18 protein-coding genes are annotated in these 17,356 nt (G+C 38.8%); 12 read left to right on the forward strand and 6 right to left on the reverse strand.

The window, feature by feature from the left end:
- Window positions 1-102 precede the first annotated feature (102 nt).
- The 4 genes from mutM (at window position 103) to AC1TO5_RS12655 (ending at window position 3,218) form a co-directional block, all read left to right on the forward strand.
- Window positions 103-933, forward strand: coding sequence for a DNA-formamidopyrimidine glycosylase (gene mutM / locus AC1TO5_RS12640; protein ID WP_482063181.1), 831 nt, complete (start codon window positions 103-105; stop codon window positions 931-933).
- A 179-nt stretch (window positions 934-1,112) separates the two neighbouring features.
- Window positions 1,113-1,835 carry an MntP/YtaF family protein gene (locus AC1TO5_RS12645; RefSeq protein WP_482063182.1) on the forward strand — a complete coding sequence of 241 codons (723 nt, stop codon included), beginning with the start codon at window positions 1,113-1,115 and terminating at the stop codon, window positions 1,833-1,835.
- Window positions 1,836-2,055: 220 nt separating this feature from the next.
- Window positions 2,056-2,652 (forward strand): dephospho-CoA kinase, encoded by a 597-nt coding sequence (gene coaE / locus AC1TO5_RS12650; RefSeq protein WP_482063183.1) that lies wholly within the window; start codon window positions 2,056-2,058, stop codon window positions 2,650-2,652.
- On the forward strand, window positions 2,649-3,218 hold the full coding sequence (locus AC1TO5_RS12655) for a lytic transglycosylase domain-containing protein (protein WP_482063184.1): 570 nt from the start codon (window positions 2,649-2,651) through the stop codon (window positions 3,216-3,218). The genes coaE and AC1TO5_RS12655 overlap by 4 nt, the downstream gene beginning before the upstream one ends.
- Window positions 3,219-3,384: 166 nt before the next feature.
- On the opposite strand, the gene AC1TO5_RS12660 is transcribed toward AC1TO5_RS12655, so the two are convergent.
- On the reverse strand, window positions 3,385-3,600 hold the full coding sequence (locus AC1TO5_RS12660) for an alpha/beta-type small acid-soluble spore protein (protein WP_482063185.1): 216 nt from the start codon (window positions 3,598-3,600) through the stop codon (window positions 3,385-3,387).
- 95 nt (window positions 3,601-3,695) lie between these two features.
- On the opposite strand from AC1TO5_RS12660, the gene nrdR reads away from it, so the two are divergent.
- Entirely contained in the window at window positions 3,696-4,175 is a 480-nt protein-coding gene (nrdR, locus tag AC1TO5_RS12665) for a transcriptional regulator NrdR (protein ID WP_482063186.1), read from the forward strand.
- Between the two features lie 96 nt (window positions 4,176-4,271).
- Here nrdR and infC read toward each other — a convergent pair whose 3' ends face one another.
- Both infC and AC1TO5_RS12675 read right to left on the reverse strand, forming a co-directional pair.
- Window positions 4,272-4,748: a translation initiation factor IF-3 gene (infC, locus tag AC1TO5_RS12670; RefSeq protein WP_482063187.1), complete on the reverse strand. Its 477-nt coding sequence runs from the start codon at window positions 4,746-4,748 to the stop codon at window positions 4,272-4,274.
- A 21-nt stretch (window positions 4,749-4,769) separates the two neighbouring features.
- On the reverse strand, window positions 4,770-5,492 hold the full coding sequence (locus AC1TO5_RS12675) for a Crp/Fnr family transcriptional regulator (protein ID WP_482063188.1): 723 nt from the start codon (window positions 5,490-5,492) through the stop codon (window positions 4,770-4,772).
- Window positions 5,493-5,892: 400 nt separating this feature from the next.
- Between AC1TO5_RS12675 and AC1TO5_RS12680 the strand changes: the two genes are divergently transcribed.
- The 6 genes from AC1TO5_RS12680 to AC1TO5_RS12705 all read left to right on the forward strand — a co-directional run bounded on the left by AC1TO5_RS12680 (window position 5,893) and on the right by AC1TO5_RS12705 (window position 12,481).
- The gene (locus tag AC1TO5_RS12680; RefSeq protein ID WP_482063189.1) at window positions 5,893-6,864 is read left to right on the forward strand and encodes a 2-hydroxyacid dehydrogenase; all 972 of its coding nucleotides are present in this window, start codon (window positions 5,893-5,895) and stop codon (window positions 6,862-6,864) included.
- Window positions 6,865-7,022: 158 nt separating this feature from the next.
- On the forward strand, window positions 7,023-7,802 hold the full coding sequence (gene murI, locus AC1TO5_RS12685; protein ID WP_482063190.1) for a glutamate racemase: 780 nt from the start codon (window positions 7,023-7,025) through the stop codon (window positions 7,800-7,802).
- 39 nt (window positions 7,803-7,841) lie between these two features.
- Window positions 7,842-8,993, forward strand: a complete 1,152-nt coding sequence (locus tag AC1TO5_RS12690; RefSeq protein WP_482063191.1) for a cation:proton antiporter — start codon at window positions 7,842-7,844, stop codon at window positions 8,991-8,993.
- A 263-nt stretch (window positions 8,994-9,256) separates the two neighbouring features.
- Window positions 9,257-10,129: an ROK family protein gene (locus AC1TO5_RS12695; protein WP_482063192.1), complete on the forward strand. Its 873-nt coding sequence runs from the start codon at window positions 9,257-9,259 to the stop codon at window positions 10,127-10,129.
- Window positions 10,130-10,231: 102 nt separating this feature from the next.
- Window positions 10,232-10,912: a PspA/IM30 family protein gene (locus tag AC1TO5_RS12700; RefSeq protein WP_482063193.1), complete on the forward strand. Its 681-nt coding sequence runs from the start codon at window positions 10,232-10,234 to the stop codon at window positions 10,910-10,912.
- Between the two features lie 78 nt (window positions 10,913-10,990).
- Window positions 10,991-12,481, forward strand: a complete 1,491-nt coding sequence (locus tag AC1TO5_RS12705) for a hypothetical protein (RefSeq protein ID WP_482063194.1) — start codon at window positions 10,991-10,993, stop codon at window positions 12,479-12,481.
- On the opposite strand, the gene nagZ is transcribed toward AC1TO5_RS12705, so the two are convergent.
- A complete protein-coding gene (gene nagZ / locus AC1TO5_RS12710) occupies window positions 12,475-13,734 on the reverse strand; it encodes a beta-N-acetylhexosaminidase (protein WP_482063195.1) in 1,260 nt (419 codons plus the stop codon). The genes AC1TO5_RS12705 and nagZ overlap by 7 nt on opposite strands.
- Window positions 13,735-13,867: 133 nt before the next feature.
- On the opposite strand from nagZ, the gene AC1TO5_RS12715 reads away from it, so the two are divergent.
- Window positions 13,868-14,869, forward strand: a complete 1,002-nt coding sequence (locus tag AC1TO5_RS12715) for a Gfo/Idh/MocA family protein (RefSeq protein ID WP_482063641.1) — start codon at window positions 13,868-13,870, stop codon at window positions 14,867-14,869.
- A 176-nt stretch (window positions 14,870-15,045) separates the two neighbouring features.
- Here the strand turns inward: AC1TO5_RS12715 and AC1TO5_RS12720 are convergent, their stop codons facing one another.
- Both AC1TO5_RS12720 and fabV read right to left on the reverse strand, forming a co-directional pair.
- The gene (locus AC1TO5_RS12720) at window positions 15,046-15,981 is read right to left on the reverse strand and encodes a ribose-phosphate diphosphokinase (protein WP_482063196.1); all 936 of its coding nucleotides are present in this window, start codon (window positions 15,979-15,981) and stop codon (window positions 15,046-15,048) included.
- 149 nt (window positions 15,982-16,130) lie between these two features.
- Entirely contained in the window at window positions 16,131-17,321 is a 1,191-nt protein-coding gene (gene fabV, locus AC1TO5_RS12725; protein WP_482063197.1) for an enoyl-ACP reductase FabV, read from the reverse strand.
- Between the last annotated feature and the right edge of the window lie 35 nt (window positions 17,322-17,356).

A 17,356-nucleotide genomic window follows, 5' to 3' on the forward strand; every position in this document is an offset into this window, starting at 1 on the left:
CGGACTTTGCTAACGTAGCATAGTCGACATCGCATATGCCTTCCATCGAAAGCCTGCTTTTGAACTTACAACTATGTTAGTAACGATATTGAGGTGAACGTTATGCCAGAACTACCAGAAGTAGAAACTGTTATCCGTACATTAACAGAGCTTGTGCAAGGTAAGCAGATTATGCAAGTCAAAGTATTACTCCCGCGCATTATTCAACGTCCAGCAGAAATAGAGCAATTTTGTGATGCACTTGTTGGCCAGACGATTCTGTCTGTTGAGCGAAGAGGGAAATTCATTCGAATTGTATGTGATGAGCTTGTACTTGTTTCACATCTCAGAATGGAAGGTCGTTATGGTCTATTTCTCGCAGATGAAGCACTAGAGAAACACACACATGTTTTATTTACATTTACAGATGGTACTGAGCTTCGTTATAAAGATGTTCGCCAATTTGGTACGATGCATCTGTTCAAAGCAGGAGAAGACATGACGAATTTGCCATTAAGTAAATTAGGAATTGAACCTCTTGATAATCAATTTACAGCGAAAGTATTGCAATCGAAATTACAAACTCGAACTTCGAAAATTAAGCCACTACTATTAAATCAAGAATTAATTGTAGGACTAGGTAATATATATGTGGATGAGGCGTTGTTCACTGCAGCGATTCATCCGGAACGTACCCCTGATACATTGTCAGTTCAAGAATGGAAAAAACTTCATCGTGCCATCGTAGATACATTAGCAAGAGCGGTAGAAGCGGGAGGCTCTTCCATCAAATCCTATGTCAATGGGCAAGGTGAGATGGGCATGTTCCAGCATGAGTTGCTTGTTTATGGCCGAAAAGGTGAGCATTGTCCCAAATGCGCTAGGCCCATCCATAAATATGTCGTCGGTGGTAGAGGCACTCATATTTGTACCCACTGTCAAAAGCTAAAATAACAATGATGTAGGTTCATTTCATATTCGAAGTCGAATATACTACGAGGTTCATCATCGTTATCAACGTCAGCTTTTTGAACTTCCTATATGTCACTCATTATTCTTCACCCGCATATGATACGTTACGCAAGTAGGCACCCGTCTACTTCGTTAGTATAGATGTGGGAAGGGGAACTATCATGTTGTTCGTTCATTTCGCCTCAATGGCTATACTAGCTATAGCTGTTAGCTTGGATAGCTTTGGCGTTGGAATTACGTACGGATTACGTAAAATAACAATTCCATTTTTATCGATTATTATTATTTCTTGTTTTTCTGGAGCAGTAATTGGTGTATCTATGCAAGCAGGTACATGGCTAACTGCATATTTGTCACCTCATCTAGCCAATGATGTTGGGGCAACTATTCTAGTACTTATCGGCTTGTGGGCACTGTATCAATATTTTCAAAGTCTAAAGGGTCAACGTTCAGAACAAGCACATAACGAAGATAAGCATAATGAGCTAGAAAGTGATCGATCAGAACATAATGTAATGAATGTCGTTTCATTGCAAACAACTGCGACCGTTTTTCGCGTAGAATTAAAGCGCCTTGGTCTTGTGATTCAAATATTACGTACGCCACAAACGGCGGATTTTGATTCATCAGGGACAATTTCATCCTCCGAAGCAATTATGCTTGGCATTGCGTTATCATTGGATGCATTAGGTGCCGGAATTGGGGCAGCTTTACTAGGTCTTCATCCCGTTGTAACACCGATCATTATTGCAATATGTAGTGCTTTATTTCTTATTGTTGGAACGAAAATAGGTACAAAGCTTGCACATATCCCAATCGTGAAATACTTCAGTGGCTTACCCGGATTGCTATTAATAATATTAGGTATAAGTAAATTCTTTTAAATGGATATAACGAATAGTGGTGTAAGCTTTCGAAGTACTTTACGTTTACGAGGAAGTAATATAGGGAGCTAACAAAAAGTGGCGTAAGCTTCCGAAGTACTTTTCGTTTACGAGGAAGTTTATCTAGCGGCTAACGAAAAGTTGTATATGCTTTCGAAGTACTTTTTGTTTGCAGAGGAGCATTACATGAAGTTAACAAAAAGTTTAAGGAGTGAGTGCATTGTTAATTGGTTTGACAGGCGGTATTGCAAGTGGGAAAAGTACAGTGAGTCGACTGCTTGTTAAGCATGGTGCCTTGCTTGTTGATGCAGATCAGGTTGCTCGTGATATTGTGGAGCCAGGGCAACCTGCCCTTAAGGAGATCTCCTCCTTTTTTGGACAAGCAGTATTACATGAGGACGGTAGTATGAATAGAGCGGCGTTAGGGGCAATCGTTTTTTCAGATAAGGACAAGCTGGCGAAGCTAGAATCTATTACTCATCCAGCTATTCGCACGAGAATGTTGTCAATGATCAAGCAATACCAAGAAAAACAACCAAATGCAATTATAGTTGCAGATATTCCACTATTATATGAAACGAAACAGATTCATTTGTATGAAGCAATTGTTGTCGTATACGTACCTCAGGAGCTGCAAATTGAGCGTTTAGTTGCCAGAAATAATGTTACGCTAGATGTTGCGATTTCGAGAGTCGATATTCAGATGGATATTGAACAAAAAAGAGCGCAAGCTGATTATGTTATTGATAACTCTGGTTCATTGGAGCAGACAGAAAAGCAAGTTGTTGAACTTATTCAAAGGTTGGTAACTGTATGAAAAGAAAAAAAATTAGACGTCGTCTATTACTGTTAGTCGTAATTTGCTTTATTATTTTTTTGTTCGGAAAGTCAGATTGGATGATGCAAAAATTATATCCAGTAAAGTATAGTGATCTAATTGTAGAAAGCTCAGAAAAATATAAGGTTGACCCGCACCTCATCGCGGCTGTTATAAGAGTTGAATCAAATTTCCAAACAGGCCGAGAATCGCCAAAAGGCGCTGTGGGGTTAATGCAGTTAATGCCAACAACATCTAATTGGATCGTTGAACGTGCGAATCTTGAGCATATTTCTGCAGATAAATTATTACATGATCCGACAATGAATATTGAACTAGGAACATGGTACTTGAATCATTTGCTGAATAAATTTGATGAAGAGAAGATTGTTGCTATTGCTGCATATAATGCAGGACCTGGTAATGTCTCGAAATGGATTGAACAAGGTACATGGTCAGGCGAATATGCAACCTCGGATGATATTCCATTTGGTGAGACAAGACGTTATGTGCAAAAAGTTGTTTATTATTATAATAAGTATAAGGAATTGTATCCGCAATTATAGTGGTCGGTATTTTATAATATGTGCTATACTATTATAGATCAAAAATAAATAAACATATAATATACATTTCGCACATGATAATTTCAGATGAGTAATAGCCTTGAAGCCGTTCTTCCGAAAGAGGAGAACAGCTTCAAAGCTTGAGTCCATTATACAAGGTATAATATTAACTTTGACCTGCTAAAGATTGTTCAGCGATCTGAACTAGACGACGAGTGATCGAACCACCAATAGATCCGGCTTCTCTCGTTGCCATGCTACCGTAGTAACCATCTTGCGGAATAGCGATACCTAACTCTTGTGCAACTTCAAATTTCATACGATCTAGAGCTGCCATTGCTTGAGGGACAAGTAATGTGTTGCTGCTGCGACTTTGTGCCATGTTATATTCACCTCCTCGCTGTTGGTAAATGTATTATGTGCGATAATTAATGTTTTATTACAAATTATTATTGGTAAAAGAAGGGAGGCTTCTATATGAAATGTCCATACTGTGATTACTCTGGTACAAAGGTGTTAGATTCTCGTCCAGCTAATGAAAATAAGTCAATCCGTCGTAGGCGTGAATGTGAACAATGTAGCAGGCGCTTCACAACTTTTGAAATGATTGAGGAAACGCCTTTGATTGTCATTAAGAAGGATGGCAGTCGCGAGGAATTTAGTCGTGACAAAATATTACGTGGTTTAATTCGTGCTTGTGAGAAGAGACCAGTACCGGCAGAGCGATTGGAAGTTATCGTTTCTGAGGTTGAGAAAGAACTAAGAACAACTGCACTGGCTGAAGTCGAAAGCAGTGATATCGGTTCGATTGTTATGACACAATTGTATCCTGTAGATGAGGTTGCCTATGTACGCTTTGCATCTGTCTATCGTCAATTTAAGGATATCGAAATGTTCATGAAGGAATTGAACGGTATTTTGTCTAATCCAAGTATTAGATCAGAAACGACGAAATAACGAATGAATACAAAAGGGTGTAAGCCAAGACGAAACCTATGAATAGGTCTAATCTGGCTCACACCCTTTATTAATTTTGAACATGCACTATTAGTTTTATTTCGGTAGAACAGTTACGGCAGCTTGTTTGCCACTTACGTGGATACCCGACTGTTTCGTACCGTCAGATTTTAAAGTATCGAGCATTCGCTCAAGTAAAGCTTTGGCAGCAATACCTTCCTTCCCTTGAATCTTCACAACTAATGCTACGGGATGACCTGAATGCAGGAAAGATATACATTGACGAATTTTTGTATCAAAATCATGTTCCTCTATATGAGATGTTAAGCGGATTTCTTTTACTTTTTTGGGAGTAGCTGCTGATTTTTCGATGGTTTTCGTTTGTTTTGCCATTCCTTTAGCCATTAATTCGCATGGTGGAGGGCTTGAAAGTATATTTGTACACACTAGATCAGCTTTATGTTGTTTGGCTATTTCTAATGCTGCTTTCGTAGTCATCGTACCTAGAGATTCTCCATTAAGCCCCGTAAGTTCCACCTCAGAAGCTTTTATCTTTTCATTCATTATCATCATTAATTTGAAACTCCTTTATTACTAAGAGATAGGTTGAGAAGGATAATACCAGCCTTCTATTTTTTGCTCCAAATGTTTCAATTGAAGTATGATTAGCTTCTTATTCTCGAAAATAATTAATTGTTGATCTTGCAAATCTATTAACACCTTTGAGACCGTTTCTCTTGCTGCTCCAACCGTATCGGCAAGTTGTTGATGTGTAATTTTAACAGTAAGTTTATAGGTATCATCAGCATTTGGTCTGCCGAATTCTTTGCAAAGGTCGATTAAACGACGTATGATGCGATGCTGCACATTGAGAAAGGTCAAATCATGAATTTGTTGATTTGCTTTACGAAGACGTTCCATCGTGTAGTTTAATAGTAAAAATGAAACGTTACGTTCCTTTTCGACAAGCTGCTGAAAATCTGCTCGATGCAGTGCATAGGCTTTGACTGTCGTCATCGCTTCAGCTGTAGCAGAACGTAATAGACCCGGTTGCATAAGTGCCATTTCACCAAAATATTCACCTTTATCTAAGTAAGCTAACGTAATTCGTTTCGCCTTATTAGAAGTATAAATAGAAACCATACCTATACGAATAAAGAAGATCTGATTGCCTTCATCGCCTTCATGAAAAATAACATTACCTTTCGAGAAACTTACTTCTTTCATATATGGAGTCAGCTGATCTAATAACAGTTGATCAATATCTTGAAAGAATGGTATGGAGTCGCGTAATTTAATTGTATCTATCTTTTTCAAAAACAAGCATCCTTTCATCTACTAATCAATAATTTTGTAATGTGAGTTACAGAATCAAAGGTTTGGATTTGTTATTCTATATTTGGGAGAAGGGAATAATTAAGTTAGGAGGAGCAAAAATATAGACTACTTTAATGATAGCTGTAATACTTGCTATTATCAATCCATTAACGTGAAAAATATGGTACTTATGTAGAAGAGTTCTTTTTGCTGTTGGGAGGCTGCAAAAAGAACTCTTTTCGTTGTATTCATTTTCAAGTTGCAGTACGATATGAGTAGCGCTATTTTGTATGTATGAAATGCTGCAATAGTAAAGCTAGCTTATTTTATCGCTAATAGGACGCATCCACTTATAAGTGGATTATCGTATAGGTAACTACAATGGAAAGAGGGTAAAATAATGAAGCCATTAGTATTTGTAGACCGGAGATTACCACTTGAAGTGCTGCAATATATTGAGGAGCATTGTACCGTCAAAACATGGGGCAAGGACGAAGAACGTAATCCCGAGCAACTACGTCATTATTTACAAGATGTTGTTGGGTTTTTCAATAGCAGTTCTGTACCAATCGATAGTAAGCTATTAGATTGTGCACCAAATCTAAAAGTAGTAAGTACGATGAGTGTTGGCTACAATCATTTTGATCTGGATGCGATGAAGCGACGCAATATTATCGGGACACATACACCGTATGTTCTCGACGATACAGTTGCTGATCTAGTGATTGGCTTAATGCTTTCAACAGCACGCAGAATTGCAGAATTAGATACATATATTAAAGCAGGGAATTGGAAGGGCAATGAAGGAAAAAAGCTTTTTGGGATCGATGTTCATCATCAAAAATTAGGTATTATTGGAATGGGACGAATCGGAGAAGTTATTGCTAAGCGAGCAGCGCTCGGATTTGATATGGACGTTATGTATTATAATCGCTCTCGGAAGCCTGAGGTGGAGGCACGATATGGTGTGACCTATGTTTCAATGCAACATCTATTAGAGCAATCTGATTTTGTCGTCCTTATGTTGCCATTAACAGCTGAAAGTCGTAACATAATTGGTCAGGAACAATTTGCAAGCATGAAAAGCGATGCGATCTTTATTAATACTTCCCGTGGAGGAACAGTAGTTGAGCAGCATTTGATCGAGGCGCTGCAGCAAGGAATCATTGGAGGGGCTGGCTTAGATGTATTTGAGCAGGAACCATTGCCAAGTGATCATCCGTTTTTGACATTATCCAATGTTGTTCTAACTCCACATATCGGTTCTGCAACAGAGGCAACACGTTATAATATGGCAAAGATTGCTGCGCAAAACTTAGTTCATGCGCTACAGGGTAACGATAAAGCATATGTTGTTAAGGAACTATTATAAAGGTCGTTCAAAAAACGGACATTGATAACGATGACTATACTAATGTAGTATAATTTATAATATTTTGTAGACGACGTTATTGTTCTATCGTGTGAACAGTATTATGATAATAAAGTGAATAATTCATATATGATTTTGAGTGCAAGGGAACGATTATAATGACAATAGGTATTTTTGATTCAGGAATGGGCGGATTAACTGTATTATCTGAGGCAATTCGACGCATACCAATGGAAGATTATTATTTTGTAGCAGATACTTTGCATGTACCTTACGGGACCAAAACCAAAGAAGAAGTGCATAGTTATATTCTTGATACCGTTCATGATATGATGAAGCATGATATAGACGCACTTGTTATTGCTTGTAATACCGCTACAAGTATCGCTGTAGAGGATCTACGCGAACAATATCCTAATTTACCTATTATCGGTATGGAGCCAGCAGTAAAGCCAGCAGTAGAGATGAATCGCTCGACGGGAAGAAGAGTGTTAGTATTTGCTACTCCGCTTACACTGTCTCTACCAAAATATTATGCGCTTGTCTCGCGTGTAGACGATTCCGGTATTGTTGACTCTTTGCCGATGGAGATGCTTGTTCCTTTTTGCGAAAGTATGAAGTATGATACGGATGAAGTGAAACAGTATTTTGTAGATCAATTAGCTCCATTTGATCTAGAAGGTTATGGAATCATCGTGTTAGGCTGCACTCATTATCCTTACTTTAAGCCAATACTACGAGAAATATTACCAACACATATTGATATTGTCGATGGGAGTACAGGAACTGTACGTCGCCTTGCTGCGCTGCTACATCGATATGGTATGGCTAGAGGTAAAGGTAGCGGACAAGTCGTATTCGATAACACAAGTGGAGACTCAATATACAATGAACGGATGAAGGAAGCTCTGAACTATTTGCAACGAAATCAGCTTTGATAAGTATTACAACAGGTGTTTGCATAAGGGAGGATTCAAATGGAATTTATTTTTACAATTGTTATTATTTTACTTGCAACGAAAATTGCAGGTCATATTTCAGTTAAGCTTGGTCAGCCTGCTGTATTGGGGAAGCTGATTATCGGTATCGTACTCGGACCTGCAGTGCTTGGGTGGGTGCAAAGTGACGAGCTGGTTACTACGTTTGCTAATATCGGTGTTTTATTACTTATGTTCATTGCAGGACTTGAAACGGATATCAAGCAGATGAAAGAGACATGGAAATCGGCATTAGCTGTCGCGATCGGTGGTATTATACTGCCATTTATCGGAGGGTATAGTGTCGGGATTGCCTATGGATTTAGCAGCAATCATTCGTTATTTTTTGCAACACTATTTTGCGCCACATCGGTAAGTATTTCTGTGCAGGTGTTGAAGGAATTAGATCAACTGAATTCAAGAGAAGGCGCTACAATTCTAGGAGCAGCTGTTATTGATGATGTACTCGTAGTTATTTTATTAGCGTTTATGATGAGCTTTACTGGTGCTGATGAAGGTAGTTCAATCGGCATGCTCGTACTCAATAAAGTAATATTCTTCGTTATTATCATAATAGCAAGTATATTTATTGTACCATTAGTAATGAAATGGCTTGGAAAATTAAAGGTAACAGAGCCCGTTGTTTCGGTAGCTATTGCACTTTGCTTTGGCTTTGCTTACTTTGCAGAATATATGCATATGGCTGGAATTATTGGTGCGTTTGCTGCAGGTATTGCTGTCGGACAAACTCCATTTAGAAAAACGGTTGAACATAAAATCGAACCGATCGCCTACACACTATTCGTTCCAGTATTTTTTGTGAGCATTGGACTTGATGTATCATTCAAAGGAATTAGTCATCAAATTGGATTTTTAATCGTAATAACATTGATGGCTATTGTGACTAAGCTTATTGGTTGTTGGCTAGGAGCTAGACTAACTGGATTTAAGTCTAAGCCAGCACTTATTATTGGAGCAGGTATGGTGTCACGAGGAGAAGTTGCTTTAATTATTGCAGCAACCGGACTGTCAGCCCAGTTATTAGATCCTGAATATTTCACTTCGATCGTTATTATGGTTATTATTACGACAGTAGTGACACCACCTTTATTGAAGCTTTTGTTTACTCAGCGTGAGAAGCAAACGGCTTAATAACGAATGAAATAATAAATGAAATAATATGACAACAATATGGACTCGGTAATGAACGAAAACGTTCTTTATCGAGTTTTTATTATGGCGAAGAAGGTTAGAAGATAGTATACAAAATCCATTAACTATTCTATCATTAATTGTAGAGAGAATTGTTAATGGATTTTTTGCTTACAGTAGCATGAATGATGCTTCCGAAGCAACTTTTCGTTGTACGAGAAGTGGTTTTGAAAGTTAACGAAAAGTTTTAGGAGGTTTTTTTATTGAGAATTGGAGCGATTGAAGCTGGTGGAACTAAAATTATTTGTGGTATCGGCAATGAGCATGGGCTTATTGAACGTAAAATAAGCTTTCCAACGGAAACGCCAACTGTAGCAATGAAGAAAATAAATGATTTTTTTGCAAATGAACAGTTGGATGCGTTAGGTGTAGGTACATTCGGTCCGATTGACGTAAACAAATCTAGTGATACATATGGTTATATTACAACCACTCCTAAGCCTGGATGGGGTAATTTTAATATAATAGGTGAATTACGAAAAACGATCGATGTGCCAATTGGCTTTGATACAGATGTCAATGGAGCTGCACTTGCAGAGGCGACGTGGGGAAGCGCTAAAGGGCTGAATAGCTGTGTCTACTACACAATAGGAACGGGAGTAGGTGTAGGTGTATATACTGAAGGACGGCTTGTACATGGTCTGCTACATCCCGAAGCGGGACATATTCCTGTGAAGCGTCATCCGGATGATCGTTATGAAGGCTTCTGTCCGTACCATAAAGATTGTCTGGAGGGTGTTGCAGCAGGCCCGGCGATTGAACGTCGTTATGGTGTGAAGGGTACAGAGTTACCTGCTGACCATGAAGCTTGGAAGCTAGAAGCCTATTATATTGCTCAAGCACTTACATCTACCATACTCTTACTATCACCAGAGAAAATTATTTTGGGTGGTGGTGTGATGCATCAAGAGCAACTTTTCCCACTTATTCGTGAGCAATTACAACAAAACTTGAATGGATATGTTCAGCATCCGATGATATTAGAAAACATCGATCAATATGTGATTGCTCCAGGATTAGGCGATGATGCAGGCTTATGTGGAGCTATCGCGATTGGATTATTGGCATTGGCATAATGTTATTGGACATATGAAATGATGAAATATTAGACAACATGAAACTGCGGAGCGATTATTGCGTATAACTACTATAATATGAATTCGAGGGAGGCAGTTTAAATGAGTATATTTGATAGATTATTCCGTATTGGAAAAGCCAATGTTAATGCAGCCATTGATAAAATTGAAGACCCTGTTAAAATTATTGATCAGGTGCTTCGTGAGCTTGATGAAGATGTCGAGAAAGTAACAGCTGCAGTAACGTCTCAGATGGCAGTTGAAAAGAGATTCGAACGTGAGCTTGCAGAAGCAGAAGAGGTTGTTGCTCGTCGAGATGCACAAGCACGTCAAGCATTGGCAGCTAACAATGAAGATTTGGCTCGCGAAGCTTTGCTAGACAAAAAGAAGCAAGTTGAGAAGCGTGATAAACTGCAAGAAAATTATGATCGCGCCAAAGCGACAGCTGATAAATTACGTACGCAATTAACGGAATTGAAATCTCGTGTAACTGAGATGAAAGATCAACGTAGTACATTGATCGCACAAGCAGAAGCTGCCAAAACGCAACAAAAAATTAATAAAACGATGTCTGGTGTTGGTACTAATGACGTTGGTGCTACGTTCAATCGTATGGAAGAAAAAATCAAAAGAATGCATGATGAAGCAGATGCAGCATATGAACTTGCTAATGAAGACAAATCTTTAGATGATAAATTTGCTGAAGCGTTAAAAGATTCTCGTACTACAGCTGTAGATGATGAGTTAGCTGCGCTTAAAGCTGAGCTTGATGCAAATAAATAAGTGGTTTATACAGATAATATCGTTATAAGCTGAAAAAGCCAGGTTACTTAACCAGGCTTTTTTCTTTTTGGAGGAAACATGAAAAAATGGATTAACATGCTTTTCGGTAGATTGCAGTGGCGTAAACGTAAAAATTATAGCGAAGACGTTGAAAAAATTACTGATGAATTGGAAACAGTGCTTGGTAAAGTACATGAACTAGAAGATGGCTTGACGACTGCCCTCAAATTTAGCCAAGGTAGATCGAGAGCAATTATAGAGTCATCTGAGAATGAACTATATACATTATTGCAACGTGCAACGACGTATCCAGAGCAATTACGCAGCTTAAAGCCTCTGCCGCGATGGATTAGCTCGAAGCATGTTGTACATATGAAAGAGTTAATGTATCAAGTGAAGCAACAGCTGCAAATGGCGATTAGACTTGAAGATGTATTTCAAGCGTATAACAATGAAATCGCAATGGCAACGAAATCACTCCAGCATCATCAATCGAAGTTCGAACAAGCGAAGATAAGTTTTGCAGTGATGAATAAAAGTAATGAAATAACATTAATTAAGTTAATAGAGAAAGAAGCTAAGCTACAGCAAATTGTTGAGAATGCTACTGCATTACTTGCCTTCAATCCTGTAGAAGCAAAGCTGCAACTTGATCAATATGGTTCTCAAATTACAACATGGTGTAACGAAATTAATGAGTACTCGGCGCTAGTCAATGAAAGTTCCAAGCTACCAGAAAAAATTAATGAATCAAAGCGACAATTAGATGCACTGGTGCAGCAAGAGCGATTAAAGCTTGAGGAAATTTCACCATACAACAATTATGAATCAATGAACGGGCAATTATTATCGATTAAGAAAGCTTTGAATATTGGTGATATGAACGTTGCGCGTGAAGGGATACAGCGAATTAATCATTGGCTGGCCAATTCGATAGCTGAAGTGAAGCAGTCGATAGAAGCGAGAGATCGTAATCAACAATTGTTGAAACAGTATATGCTAGTTATGATGCAATTTGAACAAGGTCAACATGCTGAGATTACAAAACAAATCAATGCTTTGCGATTACAATTCCATGAAGTTCACTGGAGAAATGCTGCTGATACATTTACGGAATTACAACGTAATGTAGGCATGCTGAAAGAGCAAGTCGGAAAAGTGGAACAGTACAATACATTTGAAGTTCAGCGATATTTGGCAGCAGATAAAATATTGGAACAAGCAAATTCATTATTACAAAAGATTCAAGATAGTAGTGCGCAATTACTTCATATTCATGAGCGCTCAGAGCAGCGGGTGCAGGAATATTTGATCGGATGTGGTCAATTGAAAGCGTCGATCGTTCAAATTCGTTCTACTGCACAAACGCAAGGGGTATACAGTTATAGTCGAATTGTTGAGACGGAAAATGTAGCTAGTAGTAGTGTTCAAACACTAGAAAATGCAGTTTCATTAACACCCCGTAATCTATATCATGCGACGGAGCAGCTAAGAGATGCCCAGCAAAAAGTTGATGAGTTTGGTAATCTTGTCAAGCAAGCTGTAAATACGTCTCGACAACATTATTGAGAGGTCAGAGCTTGCTCTAGCTTAACAGTTAATACTCTGCGGACATGTTCGTCTAATAACTGCATTGAAATATTACCGTTATTGACAGCGGTTGTAATGGCAGTTAGGACCTCCTGCTGTGATTTGACATCATGACCTACGATCAGCATGTCAACACCTGCTTGCAAGGCGATGACAGCTGCATCACCTATATTATATTGCTTTGTAATGCCGGCCATCACCATATCATCGGATATAGCAAGACCGTTAAATCCCATTTCTTCACGTAATTTATGAGTAATGATTTCCTTCGATAATGATGCAGGATATTCGGCATCTAGTTGTGGAAGATAGAGATGACCAATCATAAGGGCGTCAATCTGCTGTTCAATAGCAGCATAGAAAGGGATTAACTCAAACTCCTCCAGTTCTTCCCATGATTTGTTAATGGTAGGTAGCGTTTTATGTGAATCTTCACTCGTATCGCCATGACCGGGGAAATGCTTTCCTACTGTCACAACATATGGCTCTAATCCTTGCAGCATAGCTATCGCTTGCGGGGATACTTCCTGCGGCGTTGTACCGAAGGCGCGTTCTCCTATAACTGAATTTTTCGAGTTGCTATTTACATCTAATACCGGAGCAAAGTCAACATCGAAACCGTACTGAGCTAATTTTTTACCCATTGTAGTAGCAGAATCAAAAGTTAATGTTGGATCATGCAGCTGGGCTAAAGTTGCAGCAGCAGGGAATTTTTCGGGTAATCGATTAACTTGACCACCCTCTTGGTCGACCGTAACCCACAATGGTATGTCTGGATGCTCATTTTGTTGCTTTAATTGCAAGATAAAGTCGGTGAGTTGTTGTTCATCGTTAATATTTCTTTTGAAAAGAATGATGGAGCCAATATATTGTTCTTGAATAAGTTTCTGGTGTGCCGTTGTTAACTGCTTATCTTCGATGCCGATAATTAATAATTGTCCGATTTTTTGAGCGAGGGTAAGATTTTGCAGCAGTTGCTCTACTTCTTCGGTAGTCCGGGCGCTTGGAATAATCGTATCGGGAGTAACCGTAGGGAGTGGTTGTTCGCTTGGAGTAGCTACTACCGTTGGTTGACTATCGTTACCCGAAGGTGTATTAGTACTTAATTCAAGTTCATTCGGTTGTAATGAGATAGTTTCCTTAGCATTTAGAACGGTAAATATAAAGTAGAAAGATGCAATAATGATTAGTAGTAACACTATTGTAATAAATGTATTTTTTTTTTGTTTCAAGGGCAATGCACCTCGCTATTTATTTGATATAATATAATAGAAATGTAATATGGACAAAACGAACAGCTGTCTTTCATTTTACTCTTGTTAAGAGGGATACACAATATTAGTAGAGATAAGGAGCAATGTCATGATTATACAGAAGTTAAAGTGGGGAATTCTTGGTTGCGCCTCCATTGCGAAGCGGTCTGTAATTCCAGGAATTCGATTGTCTGAGCATAATGAAGTTAAGGCTATTGCAAGTCGTTCATTGGAAACTGCACAGGCTACAGCTGCGGAACTACAAATTCCTGTTGCTTATGGTAGTTATGAAGAAATGCTTGATGATTCTGATCTAGATGTCATATATATTCCACTACCGAACCATCTACATAAAGAATGGAGTATTAGGGCTGCAAGAGCTGGTAAGCACGTACTATGTGAGAAGCCAATAGCACTGAATAGTGTTGAAGCTGCAGAAATGGCACAAGTTGCTCGAGAAGAGAATGTTATTATGGCAGAAGCTTTCATGTATCGCTATCATCCACGCTATAAGCTAATTAAGGAGATGATTGCTGCTGGTGAAATTGGAGAAATTCGTCATATACGCGGCGGCTTTACTTTCAATATGGGCGAAAATACAGACAATGTTCGCTTTGTAAAGGAATGGGGCGGAGGCTCGCTGTATGATGTTGGCTGCTATCCGATTAGTGCAGCGCGTTATATTCTCGAGCGTGAGCCTGTGGCTGCTACTGTGCAGGCGATGTTTTCCGAAAAGCATGGTGGTGTCGATATGATGGCATCGGGGCTATTAGAGTTTAGCGATGATGTTGCACTTGCATTCGATTGTGGAATGTTGGCTGCACCAAGAAGTCCGCTTGAAATCATCGGAACAGATGGTATTATCGAGCTCCCTAATGCATTCTTATCACATACGGAAGAAGGTTCATATTTCTATGTTCGTAAAGGCGATGACGTGAAGGAGATTAAGACACCATATTATAATAGCTATGCACTGCAAGCAGATGCAATGGCTAGAACGATCCGTGGAGAAGAGGTACAGCAATTTCCGTTAGAAGATGCTGTAGCGAATATGAAAGTACTTGAAGCATGTCTTCAAGCAGCTGAGACTGGGACTAGAATCGTTATTAACTAATCAAAGGAACCGATTATTTGCTGTTTATCTTAAATCTTGCATAATCTTTAATCATACATTGTTATCTAGAAACTATAAAAACGAGCCGTATAAGATCAAGTTGTGATCTTATACGGCTCGTTTCGTCTAGTAGTGCATTACTTCGTTATCAAGGTCTGCTTTATGAACTACATCTATTAAGATTTGAAGAGTGTAGCTAACGAACCACCCTCAGAAATAATCTTAATTGCTGAAGAAATCAGTGGAGCGATAGACAATGTAACAAATTTGTCAGGAATATTTTCGTCTAACAAAATAGTATCGGTAATGATGATCTCTTCAATATTAGGGTGATCTAGTTTCTGTACTGCATTTTCAGAGAATAATCCATGCGTAGCACAAATATAGGCATCGTTAGCACCTTTCTTTTTCAATGCTTCAACGACGTTTACAATCGTACTACCAGTATCGATTAAGTCCTCAATAATGATTGGAGTCATACCTTCAACTTCACCGATAATATGAGTAATCTCGGATTTATTGTGGGCAGGACGGTTTTTGATCATAATGGCAAACGGACAATCGATAAGACCAGCTAGTTTTTCTGCAACTGTAGCTCGTCCAGCATCTGGAGATACAACTACTGGGTTCACAATTTTTTTCTCGCGAATGTATTTAATAATAATATCCAGTGCTGTAAGGTGATCGACAGTGATATCGAAGAAACCTTGAATCGGGTCAGCATGCAGATCAACAGTGATGATTCGATTTGCACCAACGGTAGTAATAATATCAGCAACCATTTTCGCGGAAATAGGCTCACGCGGACGACTCTTACGTTCTTGACGAGCATATCCGTAGTAAGGCATAACGATATTGATTGAATTTGCAGAAGCACGCTTGGCAGCATCAATCATAACTAGTAGTTCTACAAGATATTCGTTGACCGGATGAGACATTGCTTGTACAAGAAATACATCATGGTTACGAAGCGATTCTTCATAAGAAACATGAATTTCTCCACTTTGCAGGCGTGAGATTTTTGCTTGTCCAAGTGGGGCTTGTAATTGATCACAAATCGCTTGCGCGAGTGGCCGGTTAGATGAACCGGAAAAAATTTTAATTTGAGCCATAATATCCTCCAAAATATGTGTGCCACGTAGCAGTTATAATTAGCAACCTTATCATATCAAATTAATGAGATATTCACAAATGAAAACCGTTATTCGTTGACAAAGAAAATAGTCATGAAGAAATAACTCTTCATGACTATAATGCTATACTACTTTAAGTTAACAATATCAACAACTGGATCTGTATCAGACTCGTAGTCAATGCCGTCTACTCCGAAACCGAATAGTCCGAAGAATTCATCGCGGTAACCTTTAAGATCAGTTAGGTCATATACGTTTTCAGTTGTTAATGCTTCCCAGATTTTCGCAACTTCAGCTTGAAGCTCTGGTTCCATCTCAAGATCGTCGATACGAATTTGACCGTCTTCATCAACTGGTGTTACACCGTCAATGTAAAGTCTTTCATTGAACAGACGATAGATTTGCTCGATACAACCTTCATGTGTACCTTGCTCTTTCATTAATTTGTAAAGAGCAGATATGTACAATGGAACAACGGGAATCGCTGAGCTTGATTGTGTTACAAGTGCTTTATTTACAGAAATAAATGCACGACCACCAGTTGATTTCAATTGATCATTCAAGTTATGAGCTGTTTCTAGAAGATGATTCTTCGCAGCTCCAATTGTACCTTCACGATAAACCGCATGTGTAATAGAAGGACCGATATAATTATAAGCAACAGTTGTTGCATCAGCTGTAAGTACATCAGCAGCTTGCAATGCGTTGATCCACATTTGCCAATCCTCGCCACCCATTACAGCAATCGTTTGACGTAATTCATCTTCAGTTGCAGGTTCGATAGCTACTTCTGTAACTTCGCCTGTATGGAAGTTAACTGTTTTGTTTGTATATACTCCACCTAGTGGCTTAATGACAGAGGAGAAGACTTCTCCTGTATCTGGATGCACGCGACGTGGAGATGCTACGCTGTAGATAACAAGATCAACTTTACCCAGTTCAGTCTTAATTAAGTCAATTGTTTGTGCTTTAATCTCGTTAGAGAAAGCATCACCAACAATACTATAAGATTTTAATCCTGCTTCGGCAGCAGCAGTTTCGAAGGCAGCAGAATTGTACCAGCCTGCGGAAGCAGTACGAGCACCTTCAGCAGCTTTATCAAAATATACACCTATTGTATTTGCATTTGCGCCAAATGCTGAAACGATGCGAGAAGCTAGACCGTAGCCTGTAGAAGCTCCAACTACTAGCACATTTTTTGGACCATTAAGCTGTGTTTGTTGTTTTACATAATTAATTTGTTCTTGAACTTGTCCAGCACAACCTTGTGGATGAGCTGTCGTACAAATAAATCCTCTTGATTTGGGTTGAATAATCATATTATAGATATTCCTTTCTATCATATATTCTCTAT

The sequence above is a fragment of the Paenibacillus sp. Y930 genome, from assembly GCF_056786375.1.

Coding starts and splice junctions, on each gene's coding strand:
- mutM (WP_482063181.1), top strand. CDS start 103: ATGCCAGAACTACCAGAAGTAGAAACTGTTATCCGTACATTAACAGAG.
- AC1TO5_RS12645 (WP_482063182.1), top strand. CDS start 1,113: ATGTTGTTCGTTCATTTCGCCTCAATGGCTATACTAGCTATAGCTGTT.
- AC1TO5_RS12655 (WP_482063184.1), top strand. CDS start 2,649: ATGAAAAGAAAAAAAATTAGACGTCGTCTATTACTGTTAGTCGTAATT.
- AC1TO5_RS12660 (WP_482063185.1), bottom strand. CDS start 3,600: ATGGCACAAAGTCGCAGCAGCAACACATTACTTGTCCCTCAAGCAATG.
- nrdR (WP_482063186.1), top strand. CDS start 3,696: ATGAAATGTCCATACTGTGATTACTCTGGTACAAAGGTGTTAGATTCT.
- infC (WP_482063187.1), bottom strand. CDS start 4,748: ATGATGATAATGAATGAAAAGATAAAAGCTTCTGAGGTGGAACTTACG.
- AC1TO5_RS12680 (WP_482063189.1), top strand. CDS start 5,893: ATGAAGCCATTAGTATTTGTAGACCGGAGATTACCACTTGAAGTGCTG.
- murI (WP_482063190.1), top strand. CDS start 7,023: ATGACAATAGGTATTTTTGATTCAGGAATGGGCGGATTAACTGTATTA.
- AC1TO5_RS12690 (WP_482063191.1), top strand. CDS start 7,842: ATGGAATTTATTTTTACAATTGTTATTATTTTACTTGCAACGAAAATT.
- AC1TO5_RS12700 (WP_482063193.1), top strand. CDS start 10,232: ATGAGTATATTTGATAGATTATTCCGTATTGGAAAAGCCAATGTTAAT.
- AC1TO5_RS12705 (WP_482063194.1), top strand. CDS start 10,991: ATGAAAAAATGGATTAACATGCTTTTCGGTAGATTGCAGTGGCGTAAA.
- AC1TO5_RS12720 (WP_482063196.1), bottom strand. CDS start 15,981: ATGGCTCAAATTAAAATTTTTTCCGGTTCATCTAACCGGCCACTCGCG.
- fabV (WP_482063197.1), bottom strand. CDS start 17,321: ATGATTATTCAACCCAAATCAAGAGGATTTATTTGTACGACAGCTCAT.